The organism is uncultured Maribacter sp. (genome assembly GCF_963977385.1).
Taxonomy (GTDB): Bacteria; Bacteroidota; Bacteroidia; order Flavobacteriales; family Flavobacteriaceae; genus Maribacter.
Window position 1 is genome coordinate 238,627 of the sequence record NZ_CAXBOU010000001.1, and the last position, 25,642, is coordinate 264,268.

Annotated in this window: 26 protein-coding genes; 9 read left to right on the forward strand and 17 right to left on the reverse strand. The window is 36.9% G+C overall.

What is annotated here, in order from left to right; translation table 11 throughout:
• Positions 1 to 102: 102 nt before the first annotated feature.
• From AAC084_RS00960 to AAC084_RS00975, 4 genes are all read right to left on the reverse strand, one after another.
• On the reverse strand, positions 103 to 1,107 hold the full coding sequence (locus AAC084_RS00960; protein ID WP_339835654.1) for a DUF3500 domain-containing protein: 1,005 nt from the start codon (positions 1,105 to 1,107) through the stop codon (positions 103 to 105).
• A 14-nt stretch (positions 1,108 to 1,121) separates the two neighbouring features.
• Positions 1,122 to 2,393 carry a PQQ-dependent sugar dehydrogenase gene (locus tag AAC084_RS00965; RefSeq protein ID WP_339835658.1) on the reverse strand — a complete coding sequence of 424 codons (1,272 nt, stop codon included), beginning with the start codon at positions 2,391 to 2,393 and terminating at the stop codon, positions 1,122 to 1,124.
• Between the two features lie 175 nt (positions 2,394 to 2,568).
• Complete coding sequence (locus tag AAC084_RS00970; protein ID WP_339835661.1) at positions 2,569 to 3,594, reverse strand: DUF1080 domain-containing protein; 1,026 nt, start codon at positions 3,592 to 3,594, stop codon at positions 2,569 to 2,571.
• A gap of 393 nt (positions 3,595 to 3,987) precedes the next feature.
• Positions 3,988 to 4,278 (reverse strand): DUF2188 domain-containing protein, encoded by a 291-nt coding sequence (locus tag AAC084_RS00975; protein ID WP_339835664.1) that lies wholly within the window; start codon positions 4,276 to 4,278, stop codon positions 3,988 to 3,990.
• A gap of 771 nt (positions 4,279 to 5,049) precedes the next feature.
• Between AAC084_RS00975 and AAC084_RS00980 the strand changes: the two genes are divergently transcribed.
• From AAC084_RS00980 to AAC084_RS01000, 5 genes are all read left to right on the forward strand, one after another.
• Positions 5,050 to 5,208: a hypothetical protein gene (locus AAC084_RS00980; RefSeq protein WP_339835667.1), complete on the forward strand. Its 159-nt coding sequence runs from the start codon at positions 5,050 to 5,052 to the stop codon at positions 5,206 to 5,208.
• 37 nt (positions 5,209 to 5,245) lie between these two features.
• On the forward strand, positions 5,246 to 5,515 hold the full coding sequence (locus AAC084_RS00985) for a hypothetical protein (protein ID WP_339835670.1): 270 nt from the start codon (positions 5,246 to 5,248) through the stop codon (positions 5,513 to 5,515).
• A 46-nt stretch (positions 5,516 to 5,561) separates the two neighbouring features.
• Positions 5,562 to 5,804, forward strand: a complete 243-nt coding sequence (locus tag AAC084_RS00990) for a hypothetical protein (RefSeq protein WP_339835673.1) — start codon at positions 5,562 to 5,564, stop codon at positions 5,802 to 5,804.
• Between the two features lie 10 nt (positions 5,805 to 5,814).
• Complete coding sequence (locus AAC084_RS00995; protein ID WP_339835676.1) at positions 5,815 to 6,009, forward strand: hypothetical protein; 195 nt, start codon at positions 5,815 to 5,817, stop codon at positions 6,007 to 6,009.
• Positions 6,010 to 6,074: 65 nt separating this feature from the next.
• On the forward strand, positions 6,075 to 6,641 hold the full coding sequence (locus AAC084_RS01000; RefSeq protein ID WP_339835680.1) for a TlpA disulfide reductase family protein: 567 nt from the start codon (positions 6,075 to 6,077) through the stop codon (positions 6,639 to 6,641).
• Positions 6,642 to 6,736: 95 nt separating this feature from the next.
• Here AAC084_RS01000 and AAC084_RS01005 read toward each other — a convergent pair whose 3' ends face one another.
• A complete protein-coding gene (locus AAC084_RS01005; protein WP_339835683.1) occupies positions 6,737 to 7,183 on the reverse strand; it encodes a PepSY-like domain-containing protein in 447 nt (148 codons plus the stop codon).
• Positions 7,184 to 7,341: 158 nt separating this feature from the next.
• Between AAC084_RS01005 and AAC084_RS01010 the strand changes: the two genes are divergently transcribed.
• The 3 genes from AAC084_RS01010 (at position 7,342) to AAC084_RS01020 (ending at position 10,415) form a co-directional block, all read left to right on the forward strand.
• On the forward strand, positions 7,342 to 8,019 hold the full coding sequence (locus AAC084_RS01010) for a response regulator transcription factor (RefSeq protein WP_339835686.1): 678 nt from the start codon (positions 7,342 to 7,344) through the stop codon (positions 8,017 to 8,019).
• A gap of 54 nt (positions 8,020 to 8,073) precedes the next feature.
• Entirely contained in the window at positions 8,074 to 9,348 is a 1,275-nt protein-coding gene (locus AAC084_RS01015) for a HAMP domain-containing sensor histidine kinase (protein ID WP_339835688.1), read from the forward strand.
• A 179-nt stretch (positions 9,349 to 9,527) separates the two neighbouring features.
• Positions 9,528 to 10,415 carry an SdiA-regulated domain-containing protein gene (locus AAC084_RS01020; RefSeq protein WP_339835690.1) on the forward strand — a complete coding sequence of 296 codons (888 nt, stop codon included), beginning with the start codon at positions 9,528 to 9,530 and terminating at the stop codon, positions 10,413 to 10,415.
• 17 nt (positions 10,416 to 10,432) lie between these two features.
• Here AAC084_RS01020 and AAC084_RS01025 read toward each other — a convergent pair whose 3' ends face one another.
• Positions 10,433 to 11,530, reverse strand: coding sequence for an aminoglycoside phosphotransferase family protein (locus tag AAC084_RS01025; protein ID WP_339835693.1), 1,098 nt, complete (start codon positions 11,528 to 11,530; stop codon positions 10,433 to 10,435).
• Positions 11,531 to 11,884: 354 nt separating this feature from the next.
• On the opposite strand from AAC084_RS01025, the gene AAC084_RS01030 reads away from it, so the two are divergent.
• Entirely contained in the window at positions 11,885 to 12,439 is a 555-nt protein-coding gene (locus tag AAC084_RS01030; protein ID WP_339835695.1) for a hypothetical protein, read from the forward strand.
• A gap of 58 nt (positions 12,440 to 12,497) precedes the next feature.
• Here AAC084_RS01030 and AAC084_RS01035 read toward each other — a convergent pair whose 3' ends face one another.
• The 11 genes from AAC084_RS01035 to AAC084_RS01085 form a co-directional block, all read right to left on the reverse strand.
• Positions 12,498 to 13,688 (reverse strand): MFS transporter, encoded by a 1,191-nt coding sequence (locus tag AAC084_RS01035; RefSeq protein ID WP_339835698.1) that lies wholly within the window; start codon positions 13,686 to 13,688, stop codon positions 12,498 to 12,500.
• Between the two features lie 65 nt (positions 13,689 to 13,753).
• Entirely contained in the window at positions 13,754 to 14,314 is a 561-nt protein-coding gene (locus AAC084_RS01040; protein ID WP_339835701.1) for a phosphatase PAP2 family protein, read from the reverse strand.
• Positions 14,315 to 14,404: 90 nt separating this feature from the next.
• The gene (locus AAC084_RS01045) at positions 14,405 to 15,292 is read right to left on the reverse strand and encodes a diacylglycerol kinase family protein (protein WP_339835705.1); all 888 of its coding nucleotides are present in this window, start codon (positions 15,290 to 15,292) and stop codon (positions 14,405 to 14,407) included.
• Complete coding sequence (locus AAC084_RS01050) at positions 15,289 to 17,208, reverse strand: sulfatase-like hydrolase/transferase (RefSeq protein WP_339835708.1); 1,920 nt, start codon at positions 17,206 to 17,208, stop codon at positions 15,289 to 15,291. The genes AAC084_RS01045 and AAC084_RS01050 overlap by 4 nt, the downstream gene beginning before the upstream one ends.
• A 134-nt stretch (positions 17,209 to 17,342) precedes the next feature.
• Positions 17,343 to 18,101 (reverse strand): hypothetical protein, encoded by a 759-nt coding sequence (locus tag AAC084_RS01055; protein ID WP_339835711.1) that lies wholly within the window; start codon positions 18,099 to 18,101, stop codon positions 17,343 to 17,345.
• Complete coding sequence (locus AAC084_RS01060; protein WP_339835714.1) at positions 18,101 to 20,518, reverse strand: TonB-dependent receptor; 2,418 nt, start codon at positions 20,516 to 20,518, stop codon at positions 18,101 to 18,103. The genes AAC084_RS01055 and AAC084_RS01060 overlap by 1 nt, the downstream gene beginning before the upstream one ends.
• 57 nt (positions 20,519 to 20,575) lie before the next feature.
• Positions 20,576 to 21,838 carry a HAMP domain-containing sensor histidine kinase gene (locus tag AAC084_RS01065; protein WP_339835718.1) on the reverse strand — a complete coding sequence of 421 codons (1,263 nt, stop codon included), beginning with the start codon at positions 21,836 to 21,838 and terminating at the stop codon, positions 20,576 to 20,578.
• Between the two features lie 3 nt (positions 21,839 to 21,841).
• Positions 21,842 to 22,516, reverse strand: a complete 675-nt coding sequence (locus AAC084_RS01070) for a response regulator transcription factor (protein ID WP_339835721.1) — start codon at positions 22,514 to 22,516, stop codon at positions 21,842 to 21,844.
• 68 nt (positions 22,517 to 22,584) lie between these two features.
• A complete protein-coding gene (locus AAC084_RS01075) occupies positions 22,585 to 23,169 on the reverse strand; it encodes a bifunctional precorrin-2 dehydrogenase/sirohydrochlorin ferrochelatase (protein WP_339835723.1) in 585 nt (194 codons plus the stop codon).
• Positions 23,156 to 25,012, reverse strand: a complete 1,857-nt coding sequence (locus AAC084_RS01080) for an ATP-binding protein (RefSeq protein ID WP_339835726.1) — start codon at positions 25,010 to 25,012, stop codon at positions 23,156 to 23,158. The genes AAC084_RS01075 and AAC084_RS01080 overlap by 14 nt, the downstream gene beginning before the upstream one ends.
• A 22-nt stretch (positions 25,013 to 25,034) precedes the next feature.
• Positions 25,035 to 25,625: a DUF4202 domain-containing protein gene (locus AAC084_RS01085; protein WP_339835729.1), complete on the reverse strand. Its 591-nt coding sequence runs from the start codon at positions 25,623 to 25,625 to the stop codon at positions 25,035 to 25,037.
• Positions 25,626 to 25,642: the final 17 nt, after the last annotated feature.

Genomic DNA, 25,642 nt, shown 5'->3' on the forward strand with positions numbered 1-25,642 from the left:
TAAAAAGGATTCTATTTCTTAAATATAATCAATACCTAGGGGATTTTAAAAGCAAAGTGACGGGGCGAGATACCTTATTTATAGCCTTACACTAAGAAATTGTCAATGCTGATGGGTGTGATTGTTGTAGTGTTCTTTTAGCAAGTCCCTACCAAAATCGCCATCAAAATCGCGCCATACCGAGTGTATGTGGTTGGCATTGTTTTGGCTGTTGTCAAATTCTATCATAAAGGTTTTACCCTGTATGCGGTAGTAGTGTGCTTTTCCAAGTTCTGTGGCACCCGCCCATGCAAATCGCATTTCATCGAGTTCCTCTTTACGGATGTTACTTATTCTCGCCATGGCCTGTTCTGCGGGGATAGTGGAAGCATATTCGTAAATAATATCCATTAACAGCTTTTTCTGATCAGCCGTCAGATTGTTGACCAATATACCTTCAACGGGAAGTTTTTCCGCAACGGGTTTGTTGAAGCTTACGATATCGTTATAAGCTTTTTCATTAAAAATGGCTGTTTGTTTCTGAGTTGTACTTAGCATGTTAATGAGCTGTAAACCCATGTCTTCTTCATTTACCAAAGGGCTAAATCCCTTTCGTGCGCCTTCCATAATCCTTCCAGGGTTTGAACCGAAGAATCTAGGGGTATATGAAACGGCATCTGCAACGGTAGTAAAATGTAGCGAAACATGATGCCCTTCAAAAGTCCACATCCAAACATCTTCCTGTGTTGGATCGCCGTAAATGGAAACGTAATATTGTTCTGGATCTCTGTAAACGGGGTCTCCTGAACTGGCCGCCAGTACTTTTTCTAAACCAATGATTTCAGTGGTTTGCTTATAACCTGTATCACTCAATGATGATTGTAGTAGTTTGTGTACTAGTTCTTTTTGCTCTGTACGTAACTCTTTTAACGGCAGCCCTTGTCGTTCATAAGAACTCCAAGGCAGAAAGTGCCAGTCGTCTCGGTCATCCGCTTTAAACTCATGAACAATCTTTGCTTTTTGGGGCGGTGTCAATGAGCTAATAAATTGATTGACGATGACTACATCTTGAGAGAATATCAATACTGGGAAAATAGTAATAACGAATAAAATAAAATGCTTTTTCATGTGCAGAGCTTAAATTAATACGTCACTTTAAAAATACTTCCACCAAAATCATCACAGACATATATGGCACCATCTGGCCCCTGTGCTAATCCGCATGGGCGATGTTTTAGTTCTCCACCTTCTAGGTTGGCCAAATCAAAACCGGCGAAGTTGTCTAAGAATATTTCCCAATCGCCACTAGGCTTTCCATTTTTAAAAGGAACGAAAGCCACAAAATAGCCTTTTTTAAGCGCTGACGATTGATTGTGAAATGCCACGAAGGCTCCGTTTTTATATTTTTCTGGGAACATATCGCCCGTATAGAAAAGTAAATCATTAGGTCCTAAATGCGCTGGGAATGCCACTATTGGATTAATAAAACCGTCTTCACTGGTTTGCTCGCCATCTCCACCATATTCGGGAGCTAGCATACGCTTATTTTTAATCGGATCATAATAGGTGTTAGGCCATCCCGCATTATCACCCTCCTTTAGCTCATATAAGGTTTCGGCAGGTAATTCAGCATCTTGTTTTTGTGTGTATAGTTCAGGATAAAAATTATGGAATCCGCCACGGCCATGGTCGGTGGCGAATAAGGAGTTCGTGTTATGATTCCATGTGATTCCCACTGCATTTTTAAGTCCCGTAGCGTATTGTGAACCATCGGCAAAAGTCTGATTCAATTTATCGGTTTTAAATTTCCAAATTCCTCCTGCAGAATCTAAAATCGTACAAGGCATCATTCCTGCTTTAGCATCGTTATCTCTACAGGCATCGTTCCAAGAACCAATGGTCACATAAAGGTTGTCATTATCATCAATGGTAAAAGGCTTGGCATTATCCATTCCCATATCAATGAGTCCGTCTACTATTTTTTCTGGAGTGTTTGTATCAATAACTTCATGGTCGCTATTTAATTTATAGCGAAATACACCAGAATTGGAGGACGCATATAAGTAATCGTCTGTTGCTAGAATACCGGTACCTGGCATATCGGCAAAGTACTGTTGTTCATCAATAGCACCGTCTTTGTTGTTATCCTTCAGTAAGACAATCGCCTTATCATCTTTTAAGACGGACCTGTTGGCATAAATATCTCCGTTTTTAGAAATCGTCAGATGCCGCACAGCCCCTAAATCTTTCGCAACCTCTGTGACCGAGAAGCCTTCAGGAGCTGTTAAGATAGTTTTATTCGTTATCGTTTTTACAACTGGTTTTGTTTCGGTTTTACATTGTACAAGAAACGTTGCACATGCTATGGTGGTAATAAACAGTAAGGGTTTTTTGGTGATGGATACTAGTATCATACGTTGGTTTTTGTTGATCGGTAAAGTTTGATTATTTATAATGTATGTGAAATAAGATGTGTTATCCTCTAGAAATTATGCTAAGTGATACTTCACGAAAAACCAATGATGACATCCATATGGTAAAAGATGACATCATCTAGTTTCCCTAGAATATTGTAAGCGGAATATGGTGTTATAAAATCGGAGTCAGCACTATATTTCTATAGGCAACATTACCGTGGTCTCCCTGTAAATAAAGAGGACCAGCAGCAAAAACATCAGAGCTGATTGCTCCGCCTGTTGGGCCTTCTGCAGGGGCATTATCGACAATCTTTTTTCCGTTTAAAATAACCGTTACATGGCGGTCTACCAGAGTAATATCCATGGTCTGCCATTCACCAGCGGGCTTTTCAGCATTTTCGCTAGGGGTAGCACGACTGTATAAGGCACCCATATTATGACTGTCAAGAGGCTGGCCGTAAGAGTCTACCACTTGTATTTCATATAATCCTCTAAGATAAACGCCACTATTATGTCCCTTTGGCACATTGACCTCTAGCTTTAAATTGAAATCTTCAAACTCTTGGTCGGTACGTAAGTTACCATAATAGATATGCTCGCCATTTTCTGGTTGTACGGGGTCATTCTGCAGGGTACCGTTTACTACTTTAAATCCGTTTGGGCTATTTGGGTCAATCGTCCTCCAGCCGGTCAAATCTTTTCCATTAAAGAGTTTTATGGGCTTACCGAATTTTAAGGCACTTAAATCTGGTGCTGGGCCAACGGCAGGCATACGTCTACCAGCGAAATAACTAAGTTCTTCTCCGTCATGACCCCAAGAAGGGCCTGTCATGGTTCCGGCAATTTCATCATTCTTTTTAGTAATGCGCATGGTCCACGTTCTTGTATGGGTGCGTTCTTTACCTGAAGTTGTTTTTAACTTTTGTTCAGACGTACGGGTAACCACTAGGGTATTTTCGTCTACTACATAGATATCGGATACCGGAAGCACACTGCCACCAATCCATAATAATTCGCCATCTAATACGCCTTGCTCTTCATGAACTTTTAGCCAAGCCACACCACCACCAACAACGTCAATGGTCCAAGTACCCAGAAAACTATTTTCTGATTCAGGGATTGGTTCACAGGGGGTATGTGCACATAAAGAGGCAAAGGCCAAAAGAAAGGCCATGAGAAAACTAGGAAAATTTTTCATGATGTCGTTGGTTTAAGTTTGTTGGTTTGGTGGTACATGAAGCATGTATCGTAATTAAAAATAAGGATAATAATAGAAGACGCTCCCTGTAGTTTTAAAGTTTAACAGCGAATTATGGTAAGCTTAACAAAGTTGTTTAAGCGGGTGTAGAACCATCACAATTGGTGTGTAGAGATGCGGATTAATTTTAAGATTTGAATGAACAATACAATGTTCGTATATAAAATGACAAAGGAGGGAATTAAAGGTTCAATTATGAATAAAAATGCGTGACCAATTTCCTGTGAAATAACATCTTTATATAACAGGGGAAAAGAAAATTATTATCTACTTTTTAACGTTTGTTTATAAACAGTTGCATTAGTGATTATGAGCACCTATGTATGCTAAGGGTTATTCAAAGTTAATGCGGTCGCGTATGGTGCCATCTTCTCTGTGAATAATGACATCGGCCTTGTATTTGCGGGCAAGGCGTTTAGCTTTGTTAATCGCTGTAGTCTGGAGTCTGTGCTTAGAGGTAATGCGTTTATTGCCTTCGCGCCGTACTGCCCATGCATTTTTATAGGGTACTACATGTTGGTGCCATGTTCTTCCTCTTTTGTCTTGGCGGGCACTATTAAAAAAAACTTCTACCAGTTCAATTAAAATAGTAAACCAAGATCGGGTAGTGTTGTTTTTGGGCATGGTACATTAGGTATAGCTATCGAAGATACTATTTTCAGAGAAAAAGGTGAACGCTTTGGAACCCGAGAGCTTCGCGATGCTAATTTTCTCGTACCTCAAAAATTCATTCGAAGTGACATTCATTTGTTTTTGCTGCTTCGTTGTTTAATGCTATCGTCAGTTCGAGTGAAACCCTGAAAGAGGTTTAATATCGAGAACACTTTGGTGCACGCGAGCTTCTCGATACATTTTTATTTCCGCTCTCGCTCAATGAAAACACTCGAAGTGACATAAGGGTCATAAGTGAGAAATGGATATCAGAGTATCAAATGTCAGTTCGAGTGGCGTCCTGAAAGAGACGTTGTATCGAGAACACTTTGGTGCACGCGAGCTTCTCGATACATTTTCATTTCCGCTCTCGCTCAATGAAAACACTCGAAGTGACAAAAGGGGTCATAAGTGAAAAATGGATATCAGAGTATCAAATGTCAGTTCGAGTGGCGTCCTGAAAGTGACGTTGTATCGAGAACGCTTTGGAACACGCTAGCTTCTCGATACAATTTCATTTGCGCTCTCGCTCAATGAAAACACTCGAAGTGACAAATTGGGTACGAAGTGATAATGGAATCTCAGGGTATCAAATGTCAGTTTTAGTGATGTCTTGAAAGTAAAAAAAGGAGTAATTTTATAAAGGAATAAACAATTTTTATGTTTGGTTTTACAATTAAAAGTTTAAAAAATAGTTTGAAAGAATTATATTACAAATCCTAAAATTAAAAAGTATACGTAGTAATGGCAAAGATTGAAATAAAAGGTTCCCCCGAAGAACTTGAAAGAGTAACCACTTTCTTGGCAAACAACAACATAAAGTTTAACGTCGTAAATGATTATGGAAATCACTCATTAGACGATATCGACAGGTATCAACATCTTATGCGTAAGTATACCTAGAATTTTTTGTACCTTATTTAAATATGTTCAAAATATTATGAAAGGCTTACAAGAAATTAAATCAGCAATAGACCTTTATGTAGACGATACCAATAGGTCTGCACTAGAGGTTGTAGATGCGCTTCACAAATATTACTTCAATAAGGCGGTAACGGCCGAGATTAAACTATACAAGAAGAAAAAGAAAAAGGTAGCTCAAATTACGAAGGACTTAAAAATATCGCACCGACGGTTTTATAGAATTTTGGAAGACAAGAAAGTGGAGTTCACCAAGTACAATAAGTCTAAGGAAGAAGACGAGGCGTAATTGTTAGCATCCTTTTTAAAAAAAGGATTGATAAAGGAGAATAAAAATGAATCAAGAAGCACTATCAAAACTTAGTTCAGTAGAATTGCTTAAAAGGTATACGGCAGTAAAAACCATGGTATGGCTGCTAGCAATAGGGTTGACAGGTGTGTTGCTATTCTTTATTTATATGTCGATACAAGATGGATTTACCCCTTTACTTGCGGTACCTTTAGCGCTTTCGGTAATTATTCCTTTAAATGTAAAGAACATGAAAGCACTTAAAAAGGAATTAGATTCAAGGAAATAAATAAATTTAAATGAAGAGAAAAACACTATCAATCATTGGGATGGTAATCGCCTTAATAACCATACTTTCTAGTTTTTTTGCTATGGGAGACACAGGCCAAATTTTCGGATTTGAAATGGATATTTGGGTATATCGCCTAATTTGGCTTGCATTGTTCGGTATAATTCTAAATGGGTATATCAAGGAAACTAAAAAATTCAAATAGCGGATTTATTCAAAAATGTAGTTACCAAAAGTTGAAGGTGATTATACCTCTAACCTTTATATCCCATGAAAATTCGAAAACCCAAAATCAGCGATATCATCTTTGTGGTGTTCATAGCCTTGTTATTAATCCCACAAACTAGAACACCCATTCAAGTTGCGCTCAATAAGTTAAAAGTTGCCGTATGGTCGCCAAGTATTTCAGACACCGAAGACCAAGAAAAGGTAGTTCCTTTTGAATATGCGGTACAAGAGTTGAATGGAACACCAAAACGGATTGGTATAGGCCAAGGGAAAGTTACTTTTTTAAGCTATTGGGCAACATGGTGTCCGCCCTGTATTGCCGAGCTTCCCGGAATTCAAGAATTATATGCCGATTATGGAGACAAAGTTGATTTTGTTTTGCTGACCCAAGAAGAGACGGAGAAAGTGCAGCGATTTATCACTAAAAAAGGCTATGATGTACCGGTGTATATTCCGCAAATGCAAGCGCCTGAACTATTACAAAGCAACAGTCTTCCTACCAATTATATCATAGATGCTAAAGGTAACATTATCATCAAAGAAACCGGTGCCGCCGATTGGAACAGTGCTAAGGTTAGGAAGCTCTTAGAGGGCTTATTGGCCGAATAGTTAAGGTGTCTAATGCACCCTACAATTGACGAAAAGGTACAAAAAAAGCCGAAACTAAGTTCCGGCCCTTTCCACATCTCCCAATCAAAGAAAAGTTAATCGTTTACCTCACTTAATACGTTACCACTGTCATTAAAGACAACATCTTTTTCATCATTCCATCCTTTTTCAAGTTCTACCTCATATACAGATGAGCCGTTTACTGTCGTCTTTTCAACAGAATCTACTTTGTAACCGGCATAATTGCTAGCAATAGCTGTTTTAATAGATTGCGGCAAATCGGCTTCCGTTATTTCTTGCTCCATTTTTGAGGTATTGCCATCTGGTGCATACCAAATTTCATAATCCTGCCTATCAATTTCAAATTCCACTTTATACGAAGTCCCCTCCATTTCCCATTCCACATCATGGGCTGTAGGGTAGCTTTGCACAAAGCTTGTTCTTAAATTTTCAGGTACCGTATTCGGATTAATATCTTGTGCAGATACGCTGAATACACCTAGTAATGCTAAAGTTGCTATTATTAAATTTTTGTTTTTCATCTTATGTAATTTTTAATTCCCTCCAAAGAAAAGGAGCAAATCTAGAATGAATTGGGAATGCTATTTTTTTGATAATTCATTCTAGTGGTACATACATAGTGGTAGTATTCCCATTTCTTTTTAGAATGTTATTATATTGTTGTTAGAAACAATACTCAATGAAGATTCTGATTATAGAAGACGAACCGCAAATGCTCGAGAATATGCGACAGACTTTAGAGCGTGAGCAATATATAGTAGAAACGGCATCTAATTTTGCCGATGCCAATGATAAAATTGGAGTTTATAACTATGATTGTATTTTGTTAGATATTACGTTGCCCGACGGTAATGGTTTAGAGCTTTTGAAACAGTTGAAAGCAATGGGAAAAGAAGATGGGGTTATTATAGTTTCTGCAAAAGATTCATTAGATGACCGTATAAAAGGGCTCAATTTAGGAGCAGATGATTACCTGCCGAAACCTTTTCATATGGCAGAACTACATGCTCGTGTTAAGGCAATTGTACGCAGGCGTAATTTTGAGGGTAATAATCGCATAGAAATTGGAAACGTTAGTCTAGACCCGGAAAGCCGAAGTGTTGTCATTCATGGGAAAGAAGTGGTGCTAAACCGTAAAGAGTATGATGTGTTGACCTATATGATTTCGAACAAAACACGCTTAGTTACCAAAACGGCATTGGCAGAACATGTGTGGGGCGACCATATTGACCAAGCCGATAGTTTTGACTTTATCTATTCTCAAATAAAAAACCTTCGTAAAAAATTATCCGATGCCGAGGCCACTATTGAAATTGATGCGGTGTATGGGGTCGGGTATAAATTACAGCTGATTTAAGGTGTAAATTCGAATCGTTTTTATGCTTATTATTTGCCTTTTATAAATTAACCTATGAAACTTCTTAATCACACTACAAAATACTTCGCAATACTGTTGATTGTGCTAATATCGGTGTGGGCGGTCATATTTTATTTTGCAATGTTAGATGAGGTATATGACAGCTTAGATGACGGTCTTGAAAATCAAAAGGAAATAATCATAAAAGCGGCTGTTAATAATCCAGAATTATTAAACGATACGGAATTCGGAGTCAATAATTACACGATTAAAGAAACCGATATAGAGGGACATAAAAAATTTAAGGACAGCTACCGTGATACATTGATGTATATGCAGAACGAAGAAGATTATGAGCCAGTTCGCATTCTAGAGAGTGTTTTTGAGCAAGATGGCTCGTACCACAAAATAAAGCTGATCACCTCTATGGTTGAAGAGGATGACCAGATAGAAAACCTGTTTATTTACCTTGTTGGATTATACATTGCCTTAATTCTCAGTATCGTCGTGCTCAACAATTTTGTGATGAAAAAGATATGGAAACCGTTCTATAAGCTCATCGATAGGTTGAAGACATTTCGTATTGAAAAAGATGACCCAATTACGGCTGAACCCACGAACATTGATGAATTTAAACTGCTCAATAAAAATGTAGAGCGATTAACAACAAAATCTCGTGATAGTTATGTTGCACAAAAAGAGTTTATAGAAAATGCGGCGCATGAGTTACAGACTCCTTTGGCGATAGCCATTAATAAATTAGAATTGTTATTGGAGAAAGACCAATTTTCGGTGATCCAATCGCAAGAAATAGGGAGTGTGTTAGACAACTTATCGCGATTAACACGGTTGAACAAATCATTGTTGCTGTTGTCTAAAATTGACAACCGACAATATGTTGAAGAAGAATATATTGATTTTAATCAGCTTGTGGAGGGCATCGTTGATGACTTCTCTGATTTTGCAACACACCGTAATATTCCGTTGCAGTTGTCTTCTAACGCGACACTTCATTTTAAAATGAATAGAGATCTAGCCATTGTATTGATGACCAATTTGGTTAAAAATGCTATAGTACATGGTGAGCAAGGGAATCCGGTAGAAATCAATATTGCAAAGAATCACATTAGTATCAATAATTTTGGGCAGAAAGAAACCCTGAAGAGTGATGATATTTTTAAACGCTTTCGAAAAACCGGAACTGATAACCGATCTACAGGTTTAGGACTTGCTATTTCAAAAGCTATTGCAGAGAAGTATGATGTGCGATTGAATTATGCATACCAAGAAAAGCACGAATTCTACCTTGATTTCCCCATAAAAAGTTAAGTTTTTTGTAAAATCTTCGAACACAGCCAAATTCCTAATTGTTTTCAGATTTGGCAGCTATTTTTGTAGTAATAAAGTTCCGTGTACATTTTTTATGCATTGCATTTCAATAAAACGCGAACTGATCTCGATAGTTGAAAAACCTCTTAAAATGTACAGCAGGTTTATAAAAATATGGAATGATGAATGCAACTAAGAACACAATAAATATGGTGAAAATAAAATTCTGGACAGTGGTAGCCTTAATTCTTTGCATGGGTTTTATGTTCATGAATTTTAAAGATTGGTCACCAATTGATACTACCGACAAGGTAGCTTATGAAATTGTGGGCCGATGGGAATTACCTGTAGCGCTTCGAGAGGTTTCAGGAATATCATGGCTTGATAACAATAGAATTGCAGCCGTACAGGATGAAGACGGAATCATTTTTATTTATGACCTAAATCAGAAAAAGGTTGTTGAAGAACTAAAATTCGGGAATGCAGGAGATTATGAAGGTTTGGCTATACAGGGTAAGAATGCCTATGTATTGGAGAGTAGCGGTAGAATTACCATCGTTGAAAATTTTCAGGACGATGATAGAACGGTACTATCTTTTGATACCGGATTTGATATTGAGAACAATATGGAGAGTCTTGAGTTTGACAAAGAGCATAACCAATTATTGATGATACCTAAAGACCGTGATTCAACTTCCGATAGAATAAAGTGTGTTTATGCCTTTTCTTTGGATAATAATAGATTGATTCCAGAACCAGTATTTAAGATTGATATGGGTGATGAGGTATTGAAGCATTTTAGGGAAAAGAAGCTATACAAAACTTTTCGCCCATCTGATATAGCGATTCATCCGCAGACCAAGGAAATCTATGTGTTAGAAGGTACTAAGCCGAAATTGTTGATTTTAGACAGCAATGGATCTGCTAAACGTGCCTATAAATTTGATTCCAAAATATTTCCGCAACCAGAGGGAATTACATTTAGTCCTGATGGAACACTATATATTTCAAGTGAAGGAAAGAAGGACGGTAATGGTACTATTACCGAACTAAAATTACAGAAATAAGCGAATACCAGGTTTAATTATACCAATTTTTGTTGAATGTACGAATGCATGAGATCCTTTTTCTCTAATGCCTTTTCGGCAAAATCAAAAAGACTCAAACACCTATCTAAATTTTGATTCTCATAAGCGACTTTATAGTACTTATTATTATCTAAATAATCCGTTAGCGCCCGCAACCCATGAATGAAGGGCATAAATACGGCACCAAGAGGTAAGCTTTGTTTTTCGGCTTCGGTTAAAAATGAGTCGTTAGATGCTAGTCCGTCAACAAAGGCTTCAAACAATTCTGTGTTAAAAGTAATGAGGTCATGATTTTGCTCATCCTCAGGGGCAACATTGACAACAGTTCTTATCGCATCACCAAAATCATAATAGAAATAGCCTTTCATAATAGTGTCCAAATCAATTAAGCAAAGTGCCTTATCGGTGGTTTGTGAGAACAACATATTATTTAGTTTGGTGTCATTATGACAGATACGCACGGGCAAAGTTTCATTGTTTAAAGCATCTAATTCTTTTAAAAAATGATGAGCTTTTTTTATAGCTTCCTTGGCTATTTGACGCTTTTCTGAATCGGAAGCCGCTAATGCTTCTTCAAACTCATTGGCCCTGTGTGCAAGGTTGTGAAATTTAGGAAGGGTATCTTTAAACAGGTCTACTTCAGTCTTTTTCAATAGCTTATGAAACCCGCCTACGATTCGCCCCGCTTCAAAAGCAGTATGGGTATTAGTGGTTGTATTATATGTAGTGCTATCAGGAATATAGGTCATAATTCGCCAGAAACCATCAGTACCTTTTAAGCAATTTTCTCCATTTTTAGTAGGCAGAAAAGTTATCTGAGCATAATCATCAGCCTTCAAATGAGGTAGCGCATAATTGATATTATCCATCAATATACCTGCGTTCTTAAATACATTTTGATTTATTCTTTGAAGAATATATTGTTGCTTCTCCTCATCTGTTACTAAAAACGTATCGTTTATGAGTCCCGCAGTTAAGGATGTCCATTGAAACTGATTTCCGTTGAGGTTAAATTCTTGAAGTATATCAAGAATATTATGCTGTTGGGTCATAGAAGTGCTATACAATTTGGGCACTAAAGATATTAAAACCATTTATGGCAAGCATAGGCTCTTGAGATTAGTTGTGCTAATTTGTTTCAGAAAAGTCAAAATGTTTCATTTTAAAAAACAGTTTAAAACGACACAAAGTGTTTTTCGGTAGAACACCTTCAACTTAACAAAATAATTAATTTAATTACGAACAAAGGCAATAGGGGCTATAGGTTATACGTTTGTAAGTCAATTCATACAATATTAAAATTTGAAAAGACAACGCGTTGTCAAACCAAAATTAGTGCCGGTTCAAGTTAAACAAACCGTTTAACCTTTTTTAAGGTAGTATACCTAATGCATAAATGATTTGAACCATTTGAAAGTTTTTGAAAGAGATTATAAAAACCCCCAAGAATGATTGAGATTAAAACCTATTTAAAAATTTCCGTATTATTTTTTACTTCTTATTACACACAAGCCCAATGTGAGGTTTTTAAAAGTGAAATTACCGATGTGCAGAATTATATGATGCAGGTAAGTCAACTAAGTGATTCGTTGAGTACCGCTGCTGAAACTGCTTCTTATGATGCGCGGTTGAGTACGGCACGCACAAATACCAAAACGGTTATGTTACTTATGGGACAAGCGGTTACTGCTGCCGATGAAGCTGTTGTTCTTGCTTCAGAAGCGCAATATGATTCTGAAAGTTGTGGATTAGAAGAAGCTGTTAGCTATACAATTGATGCAGAAAGAAACGCTATCGATGCACGTGATTTTTCTAGTGAGGCGTTTGAAAATGTAAAGAATGCTTCAAAATCAAAGAACCTTGGGAACCTACAGTTTTATATGCGTAAAGCACAAAGGTTAATCAGAGAGGCTCGAGATTCTGCCGATGCTTCGGCCTATGCTGCAGAAAACGCACACTATAGCTGTAGCCATGATATGGACCATGCTAGTTTAGATAGATAAATTTTCCTACTGGTTTTAGGCATAAATAATAAGAAAGGTTTGTTGTAGAGTTGCTACATCAAACCTTTTCTGCTTTTCCTGCGCCTAAACCCATATATAGTTTAATGAAGGAAATACCAAAAAGTACCATAATCGCATAGTCCCAATTGCCAGTTATGTCAAAAATGGCACCAAACAACATGGGTCCGGTAGCGGCTACTAAATAGCCGACAGATTGCGCCATTCCTGATAATTCTGTTGCGCTTTCGGTATCATGTGAACGTAAGACCAAGAATAGTAAGGCAAGGCCGAATGTGCCGCCTAAAGCAATTCCTAGTATTGAAACCCATAAAGCGACCATACCAAATTCAGGAAATAGGAGTCCGGTTAAACTGATTAGTTCAAGAAGCACCAAAACCACGACGATACCGCGTTGGTTTTTTTGTTTTCCAGCTAAATAGGGTATGACTAAAGACCCGATAAATCCCGTTGCTTGAGATAGGGAGAGCATCCATCCGGCGAAGGCGGCATCATAACCTCTACTTTGTAGAATGACAGGTAGCCACGCTAAAATTGTATAAAATACCATCGACTGTAGCCCCATAAATAAGGCTATTTTCCACGCCAATTTAGACTTCACCATTTTTTTCATAGCTACTGCAAAACTTCTATTGCTGGTACTTTTTTTCAATTTACCCACTTGCGGCATCCAAATAAAAATAGCTATAAATGAAAGTAAGCTCCAAACGACTAATGAACCACGCCACCCCAAATTAAGATTATCCGCCAAGGGTACACTTAACCCTGCAGCCAAAGCGGCCCCTACTGACATAATACTAGAGTACATACTGGTAATAAACCCAGAGTTTTCACTGAAATTTCGCTTGGTTAAACTTGGTAACAATACATTCCCCAAGGCGATTGCAATACCTAATAAAAAAGTACCTAAATAAAGAGCAGGTATCCATTCAATAGAGCGCAGGGAAATACCAATCGTCAACAAGATCATAGCGCCCAATAAAGTACCGCCAATACCAAAACGTTTAGTAAATAAAGGTGTTAGGGTAGAAACTACTCCGAATGCAATAAGCGGTAGCGTCGTCAACAAGCCTAAAAGTGTGTTCGATAGTCCTGTACTATCTCGAATTTCTTCAATTAAAGGACCTACACTTGCTAATGCGGGGCGTAGATTTAGGGCTATAAAAACAATACCGGCTATCAATAGATAGTTGGTAGTTTTTTTTGAATTTTTTATTTGGGATTCTGACATATTGATAGCCTTAAAAAGCCAATGCAAAAGTATCGAAACCTATTCCTTAAATGATGTATTGAAATTTAAAATTTATAGACAAAACCGAGCGAATAGCTATCCGCATCATTTGAAAAACTTAGCTGCATATGTTCTTTTTGGTAGGGTGTGGTAAAAATATAGGCACTACCAACACCCACGACGGCTCCTGCCAGTACATCCCAGCCATCATGTTTTTGGGCATTTATACGGCTGTAGCCCGTATAGCCCGCTAAAATATAGGCCGGTATTCCATAGCTCCACCCATATCTTTTTTGAATAAAGGCAGCACTTTGGAAAGTGGTTGATGTATGCCCAGAAGGGAAGGCCCTTTCCCCATTATTATAGGGTCTGTTTTTGTTCGTTGTATATTTAAGTCCAATAGTGACCGCTTGGTTAAGGGCAAAACTTTTTGCAAATTGTAAGGTGCCTTTATAATCGCCCGCAATAAGACTACCCGTAAGGGCAGATGCTGGCATTGCAAACAGTAAAACATCACCAGAAGTTTGTATAGCATCACTTTGGCTGTAAGCAGTTGTTGAAATAACTATGATAAAAAGAAGAGCCAGTTTAGTGCACAGTATTTTTGGCTCAAAATAAGTAAGCATATATCGCTGTATTTTAATTTTGATCGAAAATTAAAATACAATTCTAAAGAGAATTTAAAGTTGAGCTAATTCGTGCTGTTTCTGAGACAGTTATTTTGCCGTAAGCACACACAATGATTGTTCTAGCAAGGAAATCGTAAGCTCGTTATTATCAATTCGGTTATGCTCCCCATCTATCTGGGTGTCGAAGAAATCTGAATGTTCACACTTAAGGTTTACTTCTTTCGTCTGAAAGCTTCTCGATTCTTTTAACCAATGTACTTTTCTAATGAGGATTAAGAATCCTAACCAAAGCATTTTCAGCCTTCCAATTTTCTTGATGATAAGCACATCTAGTAACCCATCTTGTAATGATGCTTTTGGAGTCAAGCTAAGTTTATAACCCATTTCATTGGAGTTGGAAATAAGAATGATAAACGGATTTACTATTGGTGCTTCCCCATCGATACCAATGGAAAGTGGTGTATTTTTTTCAATATCACGAAAGGTAATTGCGCAAGCACTTATATACCCTAACAATGTTCTTTTTTCTGATGACTCATAGTTCTTTATTAGACGCGCATCAAAACCTACCCCGGTATTACTAAAGAAGTAATGGCCATTTATATTACCAACATCCATACGTTCGGTATGTTTGTCTCTAATAATTTCTAGAGCCTTTCGTCTTTTTTTCGGAATTTTAAGATTGGATGCCAAGCCGTTACCAGAACCCATTGGCACGATACCTAAAGCAATATCAGTACCTATTAAACAGGTAGCCACTTCGTTTATAGTACCGTCACCACCGCAAGCAACAATTATATCTGCCTTTTCTTGGATAGATGCTTTTGTTAATTCTGTAGCATGCGCTTTAAATTCAGAAACTTTTATGGTCAAATCATGTACGCCTTGTATAAAATAAGGCTGCAACTCTTCTTTGGTCAATGGAGCATTACCATGGCCAGCAATCGGGTTTACAATAAAATGTATGCGAATCATTGATTAAGCGATTTTAATTGGAGTCCGCTATTATGGTAAAGTTCATCTGCCACTTGATAGTTAGAGATGGCTATACTTTTAAACGACTCATTCATAGGTGTTATTTGTAGGCTATTGTCCATAGCATTCCAGTTGTAAAAATTAACGGTTTTTCCATCACCAAGTACCAATATTTTACCGTCTTTCAAATATCCTAATTTTCTATAATTACCTATAAGTGCACGTTCATCTTTCGGACCCATTTTAAGGATATCCATACCGAAAAGATTACTGTCATATTCCCACCCTAAGGTAGAAAACAATGTAGGAAAAACATCTATCTGAGAGCAAAGTGTATTTATTTTAGCGTTTTGTTGCTTAGGTACATTATAAATAAAGGCTGGTATGTGGTAGTTGGCCACGTCTAATTCCCATTTACCTGCACTACTGGCGCAATGATCACTCATGATTACAAAGACAGTATTTTTGAACCAAGGTTTAGTTTTGGCCTCTTTTAAAAACGCTCCAATTGCATAATCCGTATATTTTACAGCACCATTTCTTCCGGTACCTGAAGGAATATCTATTTTTCCTTCCGGATAGGTAAAAGGCTTATGATTCGAAGTAGTCATAACAAAATCGAAAAAAGGTTTACCAGAGGAATAAGCCATATCAGCTTCTTTCAAAACCTTGTTATAAATATCCTCATCACAAACACCCCAGGCATTTTCAAAAGTAACTTCGTCATCTTCAATATTGGTGCGTTTTACGGTAATCGCTTTATCTAATAAAAAACCACGACCCCTATCGATAATGTTGAATCCGTTTCCGCCAAAGAACGTATTCATATTGTCAAAATAACCGTCACCACCATAAAAGAAATTACGGTCATAACCTTGTTCTTTAAATACTTCACCAATAGTAAAAAGACCCGTGTTATTTTTTCTTTTTACAATACTACGCCCAGGGGTAGGTGGTATAGATAATGTAATGGCTTCCATTCCTCTAACGGTACGCGTACCTGTGGCATACAAATTGGTAAAGAAAAGACTTTGGTTGGCAAGGGCATCTAATACCGGAGTAATGTTCTCATCACTACCTAAACTGTTCAGATATTTACCACTTAAACTTTCGATACAGATAAATATTACGTTAGGTTTTTGTTCAATGCCAGTGGTATCAATAGCATGTATCGTTCTGTAAATTTCATTTTTATCAGGATGTGTAAATTCATCTTTAAAAGGCAAGTACTGACTTTTTACATTGGCAAAAGCTTCCTTTTCAGATATGGTGCTGTAAAATTCTGAAAATGCCAGCTCATTGTTTCTAAAAGCTGCGAAGAACGAATAAACGCCCGCTTTTGATATTTCGTTGTTATATCTGTTTTTCGACCATTCTGCTTGGTCGTTAGTAATGAAAAACACGAAGAGTAAACAAATGGAAACCCACGGCAAGGAAGCTGAGAATCGTTGTTTAAAAGAGGTGTTGTTTGTAAAGGTTTTATGAAACAGTTTTCTTTTATAGCAGATGAAAATGGTAACCGCCACCAAAGAAATCAGAGACCCTAAAAGTAACGGTAGCGGATACGATTCATTAATATTCTTGACCACCTCATAGGTATATATCAAATAATCTACCGCTATAAAATTGAAGCGTCGCTGAAATTCTTCCCAAAAAGTAAACTCACCAAAAAAGGATAAATAGATGATAAGTACGGCTAAGAAAAAGCCAAACCAAGTGCTGATTCTATCAGCCAAAGAACCATACCATTTCTTGGGAAAAATTAATAGATAAACCAAGAAAGGCATTAAGAATATGGAGAGGGTTCCTATATCATAAAATAACCCAGTAATGAATGTTCTGGCTATTGCACCGATATGAACATCTACCTCAGAAAAATCCCAAATAAAAAATGTAAGTCGTACTAAAAACGACATACAAATAAATAGTAGCACGAATGCTTTAAGAAGTGAAAAGCGTTTTGGAAACAGAAGAGTCCACATATATAACATTGTTAGGGTAATTTGACCCTAAATGTATATGTCGATTCTTAAGAGAATTTAAAGTTCATTCAATAATGGGTGGGTTTTTTCAAGTTTCTATGGGATATAAAAATTAAGGTACCCATTATTAGTATAGAAACAATTGAAGCTGGAAGCGTTCCTAAATCGAGGCCTCCTTTTTCTAGCGGTTTGGTCAAGAAATCACCGAAGGTTGCACCGAAAGGTCGTGTAAAAATAAAGGCAATCCAGAACAATACAATCTGGTTGGTTTTTGTAAAGTAATGTAGGACTACCACCAGTATAATGATACCGGCAGTAACCAAAGCGCCATTTAAATAACTTAAGCCAATAACGTCGGTTAAGTAATCACCAAAGGCGGTACCCAGGCTATTGGAAAATAATATAGCAATCCAATAATAGATTTCTTTACTTTTTTCGGCTATGGGGTATACTTCTAGATTATTGTATTTTTTGTACCAAAGGAATAAGGTTGTGAGTAGACCAAAAAACAACAATAGACTACCCCACGAATAGCCTAAGTGTAGGCTACGGTCAATAAAGTCAGATATTTCGGTGCCCAAGGTTGTAGTGGCTATAATAACAAGCCAAAACCAAATGGGGATGTACTTTTTACGGGTTAATTGAATTACTAAAACAATACCGAAAAAAGCAAAGGTGCTAAGTAGGCCTACGGTGTAGCCTAAATCTAATGTCTGTGCAATGAAATCTCCTAAGGTTTCCCCCAATGTAGTGGCAACGATTTTCATTAACCAAAACAATAGGGTAATCTGGGCAACTTTGTTTAAGGACTTCATATGGGTTTTCATTAAATTTTATATTTAAAGCCTAAACGGAATAATTGGGTCTCAAAATAATTATGATAGGTTGCGGTGAAACCTTCGTTTCGAACTTCTTGACGAATACCAAAACGGTTGAAGATATCGGTAGCAGAAAAGGTGAGCTCTGCTTTTTTGTTCCATAGGTTTTTCTTGATACCAAAGTCAATAGAAGAACGCGCCAATTCTTTTCCTTGAGGAATGTTTTTATCGGAATAGTAAACACCAGTCAATTGAAAAGTAAATTCCTTAGGTAAACTAAGTTCTGAAGTAAGCTTGGCATTCCATGCATTTGCGGTAGAGGCTTCAATAGTAAAAGGCCGTACAAAAGGGAAAAGCACGGTGCCTTCATATTGGTCAATAGCATTTGAGTACCAGTTTACCGTACTTGAAAGACGCCAATTTTGGGTAAGGTCTTGACTAGCCAACAACTCCAATCCCGTATTAGTTGCCCTGCCTGTGTTTTGGTAAATACGATTCACGATATCGTAATTAGGGTTCGAATCATCGATACTAAAAATACGCATGTACTGATCCTGTATAATTCGATGGTACACAGCTGAGAATAACGAGCCGGAATTCCATGAATATTTATGGGCTACTTCAAAGGCATCTGTAAATTGAGGGCGTAAATAGGGGTTGCCAACTTTCAGTAATTCTGGGTCATCATATTTAGGAAACACACGTAATTCTGGTTCACCTGGTCTATCGATGCGTCGATTATAAAATGCGGATATCTTATTATGCTCGTTTAGTTTATAGGTAAACCGAGCGCTAGGGAAAAGCTCGAAATAGTCGTACTTATCATTGTTCGGGTAGTACGTGTTTGCAGGGTCTAAGTCATAAAAAACATTGGTCTGTTCGGCTCTTAATCCCGCTTCAATATCATAGAATTCTTTTTCTAGAAGGTAATTGACATAACCCGCATATAAATTTTCTCCCCAATCGGAAAAAGAGCCAAGTCCAGGATAAATAATAGATTCATTACCTGGGGTAATCGTGTAATCTACAGGTAGCCTTCGAATACGAAGTTTCGCGCCAAGTTCTAGCCTACCATTACTAAGCGGTTTTACATAATCTGAGAATATGCTAGTGGTGTTTTCTATGGCCTTAATATTGGTTTTGTCTCTACCCACACGAACGGCCGAACTATCGTTTAATGAATAGGTTTCATCTTCTAGGCCTTGTGTATATTGAGCATTGGCACTTAAGGTATGACCGGGTTGTTCAAATGAATGTCGATAATTAACTGCGGCATTGATGTAACGGGTAACCTCTTCTTCTTGCCAATTATAAAATCGATTTCTAGTATTGGTATTCAAATCTATAAATGCTACTTGAGAAGTATCGATATGCCGTTCTCGGTCATATAAACCAGAGAACGTAAAGCTATTGTTGTCATCTAAATTATAGTCAATTCCGCCATTGATGATAGAACGAAATTGCTTTCTATTTTCAGGTACTTGAGAAATAATATTGCGTCCATCATCATAATTTCTAGTCGTAAATTCATTGTTTGGTAAGGCTTCTTGAATTATAAATTCTGACTGTAGAAAGTAATTGAGTTTCCCTTTTCTATAATTAAGATTTAGACTAGGAATTAGTTTTGGATTAATTGAAAAACTACCTAAATCAGTAGGAGTGTCAGCTCTTCTTTTGCCCAATGCACCAAGTCCGAAAGAAAGTCCCACATCACCATTTAAACCTTTTTGAGTCTCTTTTTTGTAGATAATATTGACGATTCCGGCAAAACCGTTAGCGTCATATTTTGCAGATGGATTATTTATAATCTCTATTTTTTCAATATTGGAAGCTGGTATGTTAGCCAAACCTTTTTGATTGCCAAAACCGGTTAAGCTACTTTGTTTGCCATCAATAAGTACTACGACTTTATCACTACCACGCAATACTACTTTCCCATCTTGGTCAAATGTAACCCCAGGCATAGTTTTCATGGCATCTAGTACAGAGCCACCTGCTTGGGCTATATTATTATCGAGATTAAATGATTTTTTATTGAGATCACTATTGGTAGTAGCTTCTTGTCCAACAACCTGTACTTCATTCAATTGTTCTGCACTTGGCTGTAATGCAATTTGTCCCAAGTCGAAGACACTGTTTAATCCGCCAGCGATAAGCTGTTTTTCTATCGTTTCATATCCTATAAATGAAAAAACTAAGGTGTATTTTCCTGTGGATAGGCCTAAAATTTCAAAACGGCCGTTGTCATCGGTTATGGCACCGGTCACCATCGAATTGTCTTCAGCGTTTTGAACGGTTACATTGGCAAATGCTAACGTTTCTTGAGAGATTACATCATTCAATTGCCCTGTTACACTTATTGAACTTTGAGAAAAAGCGGTGGTAAGGGAGCTGAAAACTAGTAATAAGTAGAAAAGCTTTTTCATAAAATGAACTTTAAGAGGCAATGATACTATTAGAATCTAAAGATAATTTTAAGAACATTATTGTTTTGGAAAGGAAATGGTAAAATGATGTTCGTTATTGGTATACCTATAGGAAGGTTGAAAGCCATATAAATCACATATCTTTTTTACAATTGCCAACCCTAGTCCGGTAGACTTTACTTCATCTGACTCTTTGTAAAATCGTTGAAACAACTGGTCTGGTTTTAATATGGCACGTTTGCCTTCGTTTTTTACAGAGAGTGATTCTTTTTCTAGATTCACCACTATTGGGGTATTGGGCAAGCTATACTTAATAGCGTTTGAAAGTAGGTTGTCGCAAAGAACTTCGGCAAGATGTGCATCCATTAAAAGAACAACATCTTCATTACTTTCAAATAGTATTTCTGACGGATAAAGTTCAGATAGATTTTCAATTCTATTATTTAGAATATGGTTTAAATTATACGGACTTATATTGGTAAATTGGTCATTTTCAATTTTGGAAATAAGGCCAAGTTTTTTATTTAATTGCTTTAGGCGTTGAATATCATTTTGAATCGATGATAATTGTTCAAATTGTACATCATTGAGATCCTCACCATTTATAATAGTATCTACTTTAGCCTGAATTATCGCCAAAGGAGTTTGAAGTTCGTGGGAAACATCTTCTGTAAATTGTTTCAGGTTTTTATAATCTGACCGAACTTTTTCTGTCAAGGTGGTTATTTCAGTATTGAGTTCAGAAAATTCTAAAATATCACTATCCATTAATGAAATCGGAGATTCTGAAGTCAGTGAAAACAGTTTCATCTGTTCCAAATTCTTAAAAAATGGAGTCCATAATTTTTGAGTTCTAGACTTGTTGAAATAGAAAAGAAAGACAAAAACTGATAAGATTACAATCAGGTACGAAATAATAACAGCAATTAAAATATCTTCCGATTCTACAATAAGCGTTCGTACGGTAATGCGATAATTGTGGTTATTAATTTTAGAATACGTGGTCAACTCACGAAAATCTTCTATCTCATCTTGAGAAGGATCGTAAATTAAAGTGTCTTTTAAATGTTCTACGCCCAAGTTTGAGACTTCGGTAACTTCCACCATTGGTGGCAATTGATATATCGGGTTATTACCCGAAATTGAACTTTCAATTCTCGCTTCGGTAGAGCGTAGTTCTTCTTCTATTTCGCTTTGTAAAAGGTTTCGAACATAAAAATAAAGGGCTACAGTACTGAATAACATTAAAACAATACCAATTGAAAGGAATGTTTTAGAGGTCTTACGTAATAATCCTATCTTTTTAGTTTGATTAGTCATGGATTATTCTTCTTTAAATTTATATCCGCTACCATAAGCGGTCTTTATATATTTTGCTCCGGTATCGGTCAGTTTATTACGTAGATTATTAATGTGAACATAGATAAAGTCGTAGTTATCTACCATGTCACTGTGGTCGCCCCATAAATGTTCGGCAATGATTTCTTTAGAAAGTACTCTTCCCTTATTGGTGATAAAAAATAAAAGTAGGTCATATTCTTTTCGCGTAAGTGCCATTGGTTTTTCACCAATATATGCGGTTCTAGACCGAGTGTCGATTGAAATTTCGTTAAACTCCAACCGATCTGTTCCGCCAAATTTCCCTCTTCGTAATACAGCTTTTATTCGAGAGTTTAGTTCCGCTAAATGAAAGGGTTTGGTAAGGTAATCGTCTGCACCTAAATCAAGCCCTTTTAACTTATCATCTAAAGAGTTGTTGGCAGAAATTATAATAGTAGCCGATTCCTTTTTGTCTTTCTTTAAAAGCTTAAGAATATCTAGACCACTGCCAGTAATTAAATTAATGTCGAGCACTAACAAATCATACTCGTAAAGGTCAATTTTATAAAGTGCATCTTCATAGGTAGATGCGGTCTCACATACATTTCCATCTTTTTCCAGGTAATTGGCGATAGATTGTAGTAAAGCAACTTCGTCTTCTACTATTAAAATTTTCATAGTATAAATCTAAGGCACTATTCTAAAGAAAACCTTAAGCCTAAAATATCTTTCACAAGACTTGTCAATCAATCCTCTTTCTTATTTACCAACCCCTTGGTAAACTCATTAAGTGTTTCAACTTTTTCCTCAAAATCGCCTTTAATAGTCTTTCGATATTCGTTGAGGTTCTTTACAAGGTCATCAATGTTTTCAGGAATAACATCTTCAAAAAATTGTCGTAATCTTTTGGCGGTAGTTGGAGATTTTCCGTTGGTAGAAATAGCCACTTTTACGTTTCCTTTCGTAACAATGCCACCCATATAAAAATCACAAAATGGAGGATTGTCGGCCACGTTTACAAGAATTTGTTGCGCTCTACAGTCGTGGTATACTTGTTCATTTACCTGTACATTATCAGTAGTTGCGATAGCTATATGTTTGCCTTTTAAATAAGAGGCATCATATGGCGTCACATTCATTTTAATATCGAATTTATTGGCCAATGCAATGGTTTCATCCCTAAACATTGGTGACACCATTTCTACCTGCGCATTCGGACTTGATTTCAACAAGAAAGTTAATTTCTCAAGGGCCACATTGCCGCCGCCAACAATTAAAATTTGAAGGTTAGAAACCTTTAAAAATACAGGGTAAAGCTCATTCTGTTCCATGTGCAATCTTATTTTCTTCTGTTTTATAGTTTATGGTCACACGTGTTCCTTTACCAAGTTCAGAATTGATAAATAAACGACCATTAATGTAGTCGATTCGCTCTTTCATAAAAAAGAGACCCATGCCACCTTCACTATTATTCTTAGGTAATTGTCCCAAAATGGAATCATCAAATCCTTTACCGTCATCATCAATTACAACACTCAGTATTGGGCTTGTATAATTTAAGGTAACCAAAATGTAATTTGCATCGGCATATTTTATCGCGTTATTAACGGCCTCTTGTGTTACCCTATAAATATTAGTCTCTGCCAAAGAATCGAAACGGATGTTTTCTTCCGTTTTGTTTTTAAATAGGATGTTCTTTCCGGTCAATTTAGAAAGTTCAGTGGTCATTTTCTGTAACGCGGGGAAAATTCCGTGATCACTTAATTCTGGCGGAGTAAGGTTGAAAGTTGCCGTTCTAACTCCTTTTATTAAATCTGAAGTCAAGGCTTTTAAATACGCAATCTTTTCGATTGTTTTGGTTTTGTCTTCGATATCAATTGATTCAATATTGAATTTTAGAGCTGTTAACATTTGCCCTATTCCATCATGTATATCCTTTGCAATTCGCTTTCGCTCTTCCTCTTGACCCTCTACAATCTGACTTGCTTGTGCCTTTTTCTGAAGCATACGTTCCTCAAAATTTTGTTTGGTAAGCTCGGCTACTTTTAACTGGTTTTGCTTGCGCTCGGTAATATCTGAACAAAGAATTAAAATGTCTTGTTCGAGGGTAGATTGGTGCATCGGTACAATTGACATATCTAGCCAAATGGTAGATCCGTTGGTAGTTACTACTTGTAACTCTTCATTTCGGATAACATTTTTTCGATTTACTTTTAAAACCTCCTTTAAATAGGCTTGTTGTCCTTCTTCAACGGTGAGAATTTCTGAAAATGGCTTATTAAGGGTGCTCTCTTCATGACCTAGTAAGGTTAAAAACTTCTTACTTATAAAAACGATAGTACCGTTTTTTCGGATACTTGCAAACAAGGCTGCATTGTCAATAACAAAATTGAGTTCTTGTAATTCTGTTAATGAGCGCTCTTTCTCATTGTATAAGGTTTGAATTTTATTAAGTTGAACTTTTGATTCTTCTTGAGTACCGATTAAATGACCAATAGTTTTTTTAATTTGAATTGATAACGGCCGGAATATAAAAAGAATTTCAAGTAGTAGAATCAGTAATGAAAATCCTAATAACCAATATTCTTTTTCCTTTAATTTTTGAAGTTGCTCATTACTACGGGCGTCGTATGCATTTACGATTTGGTCCATTAGATTTAAAAATGGACGCTCGTTTTTAAGGAGGATATTTGCATCAAGTTCCAGATTTTCTGGATTCAATTCACTAACTATTGAAGACGTTTGAAGAATATGTTCCAAAGCTTGAACCATTTCTCTGTGATAAGGTTCAATTTGTTCAAATAATGCCTGAATCTCTGGGTCATCCTCAAATGGAAGGTTGAATGATGCATCACCTAATTGCAACCCTAAATGAGAACTTTTCCAAACTGCCAAAGTGCTATCAATCTCAAAGAGCAGTCTGATTTTCTCATCAGAATTTGACACATTTTTCAAGAGTAATACCTCTTTTACCAATTTTTGGCTATACGCACGTTGTCGCCCGGCAACATTGATGACTTTTGAGTCGCCAGACTGGGATTTTATATGTAATTGTATGAGAATCTGCGCAAGAATGATAGCCAAAGCAATTGCCGCCAAAGCCAATAGGTACCAATTGCGAACACGTAAAAATGTAGCCGTATCTAAAGGTGTTTTGTGTTCGGTATTGGCCATAAAAATTGTATAGAAAGATTAATTAGGCGCTTAATGCCTTGGTAACCAAATCTAGGGCATATTTAGATAGCGGTAACTTTAAAGCTGCTTCTTGTCCCTTTGGTGACATTTTTCGCCATGTTTTTTGAAGGATATCAATGGTTTTATCCTCTGGATGTTTCAGGGCGAAAGGTTCAAAATAATACTGTAAGAAAACCAAACAGATTACATCTTCTAAACATTGCGTGTCCTCATTTCTTTTAAGCTGTTTTTTCTCTAACAGAAAAGTGACGGTATCAATTGTTTCTTGATCGTAACCAACTTCTTGTAAAATATCGGTAGCTTTTTTGGCATGGAATTTTTTCAAATCTTGTCTCCAGCGCAAATACCCTTCGCGATTCATATCATAAGATTCTCGTGGAATTTCCCATCTGCAAATATGTTGACAACGGGCGGTAAGACGCAATGCTTCTGATGCCGTAGGATTAAATTCATTCAAACGTTCGGTCATCCGAATTCCATAAAGCACTTCTTTAGGGTAGGTTGTACCCTCAAAAACTTCAGTGTTCGGGTCTTGTTTATTGGCAGCATCAAAATGTTGAAAAGCTTCTAATAATCTATCTTTGGTCGCCATAATCTTCGAGTATGCTC

What these genes read in the sequence shown, in the direction of transcription:
- AAC084_RS01060 (WP_339835714.1), bottom strand. Translation starts at nt 20,518, where the DNA reads ATGAAAAAGCTTTTCTACTTATTACTAGTTTTCAGCTCCCTTACCACC.
- AAC084_RS00990 (WP_339835673.1), top strand. Translation starts at nt 5,562, where the DNA reads ATGAATCAAGAAGCACTATCAAAACTTAGTTCAGTAGAATTGCTTAAA.
- AAC084_RS01045 (WP_339835705.1), bottom strand. Translation starts at nt 15,292, where the DNA reads ATGATTCGCATACATTTTATTGTAAACCCGATTGCTGGCCATGGTAAT.
- AAC084_RS01085 (WP_339835729.1), bottom strand. Translation starts at nt 25,625, where the DNA reads ATGGCGACCAAAGATAGATTATTAGAAGCTTTTCAACATTTTGATGCT.
- AAC084_RS00975 (WP_339835664.1), bottom strand. Translation starts at nt 4,278, where the DNA reads ATGCCCAAAAACAACACTACCCGATCTTGGTTTACTATTTTAATTGAA.
- AAC084_RS00985 (WP_339835670.1), top strand. Translation starts at nt 5,246, where the DNA reads ATGAAAGGCTTACAAGAAATTAAATCAGCAATAGACCTTTATGTAGAC.
- AAC084_RS00970 (WP_339835661.1), bottom strand. Translation starts at nt 3,594, where the DNA reads ATGAAAAATTTTCCTAGTTTTCTCATGGCCTTTCTTTTGGCCTTTGCC.
- AAC084_RS01075 (WP_339835723.1), bottom strand. Translation starts at nt 23,169, where the DNA reads ATGGAACAGAATGAGCTTTACCCTGTATTTTTAAAGGTTTCTAACCTT.
- AAC084_RS01040 (WP_339835701.1), bottom strand. Translation starts at nt 14,314, where the DNA reads ATGCTTACTTATTTTGAGCCAAAAATACTGTGCACTAAACTGGCTCTT.
- AAC084_RS01020 (WP_339835690.1), top strand. Translation starts at nt 9,528, where the DNA reads ATGATGAATGCAACTAAGAACACAATAAATATGGTGAAAATAAAATTC.
- AAC084_RS01025 (WP_339835693.1), bottom strand. Translation starts at nt 11,530, where the DNA reads ATGGTTTTAATATCTTTAGTGCCCAAATTGTATAGCACTTCTATGACC.
- AAC084_RS01000 (WP_339835680.1), top strand. Translation starts at nt 6,075, where the DNA reads ATGAAAATTCGAAAACCCAAAATCAGCGATATCATCTTTGTGGTGTTC.
- AAC084_RS00995 (WP_339835676.1), top strand. Translation starts at nt 5,815, where the DNA reads ATGAAGAGAAAAACACTATCAATCATTGGGATGGTAATCGCCTTAATA.
- AAC084_RS01050 (WP_339835708.1), bottom strand. Translation starts at nt 17,208, where the DNA reads ATGTCGTTTTTAGTACGACTTACATTTTTTATTTGGGATTTTTCTGAG.
- AAC084_RS01065 (WP_339835718.1), bottom strand. Translation starts at nt 21,838, where the DNA reads ATGACTAATCAAACTAAAAAGATAGGATTATTACGTAAGACCTCTAAA.
- AAC084_RS00960 (WP_339835654.1), bottom strand. Translation starts at nt 1,107, where the DNA reads ATGAAAAAGCATTTTATTTTATTCGTTATTACTATTTTCCCAGTATTG.
- AAC084_RS01030 (WP_339835695.1), top strand. Translation starts at nt 11,885, where the DNA reads ATGATTGAGATTAAAACCTATTTAAAAATTTCCGTATTATTTTTTACT.
- AAC084_RS01005 (WP_339835683.1), bottom strand. Translation starts at nt 7,183, where the DNA reads ATGAAAAACAAAAATTTAATAATAGCAACTTTAGCATTACTAGGTGTA.
- AAC084_RS01035 (WP_339835698.1), bottom strand. Translation starts at nt 13,688, where the DNA reads ATGTCAGAATCCCAAATAAAAAATTCAAAAAAAACTACCAACTATCTA.
- AAC084_RS00980 (WP_339835667.1), top strand. Translation starts at nt 5,050, where the DNA reads ATGGCAAAGATTGAAATAAAAGGTTCCCCCGAAGAACTTGAAAGAGTA.
- AAC084_RS01010 (WP_339835686.1), top strand. Translation starts at nt 7,342, where the DNA reads ATGAAGATTCTGATTATAGAAGACGAACCGCAAATGCTCGAGAATATG.
- AAC084_RS01015 (WP_339835688.1), top strand. Translation starts at nt 8,074, where the DNA reads ATGAAACTTCTTAATCACACTACAAAATACTTCGCAATACTGTTGATT.
- AAC084_RS01055 (WP_339835711.1), bottom strand. Translation starts at nt 18,101, where the DNA reads ATGAAAACCCATATGAAGTCCTTAAACAAAGTTGCCCAGATTACCCTA.
- AAC084_RS00965 (WP_339835658.1), bottom strand. Translation starts at nt 2,393, where the DNA reads ATGATACTAGTATCCATCACCAAAAAACCCTTACTGTTTATTACCACC.
- AAC084_RS01070 (WP_339835721.1), bottom strand. Translation starts at nt 22,516, where the DNA reads ATGAAAATTTTAATAGTAGAAGACGAAGTTGCTTTACTACAATCTATC.
- AAC084_RS01080 (WP_339835726.1), bottom strand. Translation starts at nt 25,012, where the DNA reads ATGGCCAATACCGAACACAAAACACCTTTAGATACGGCTACATTTTTA.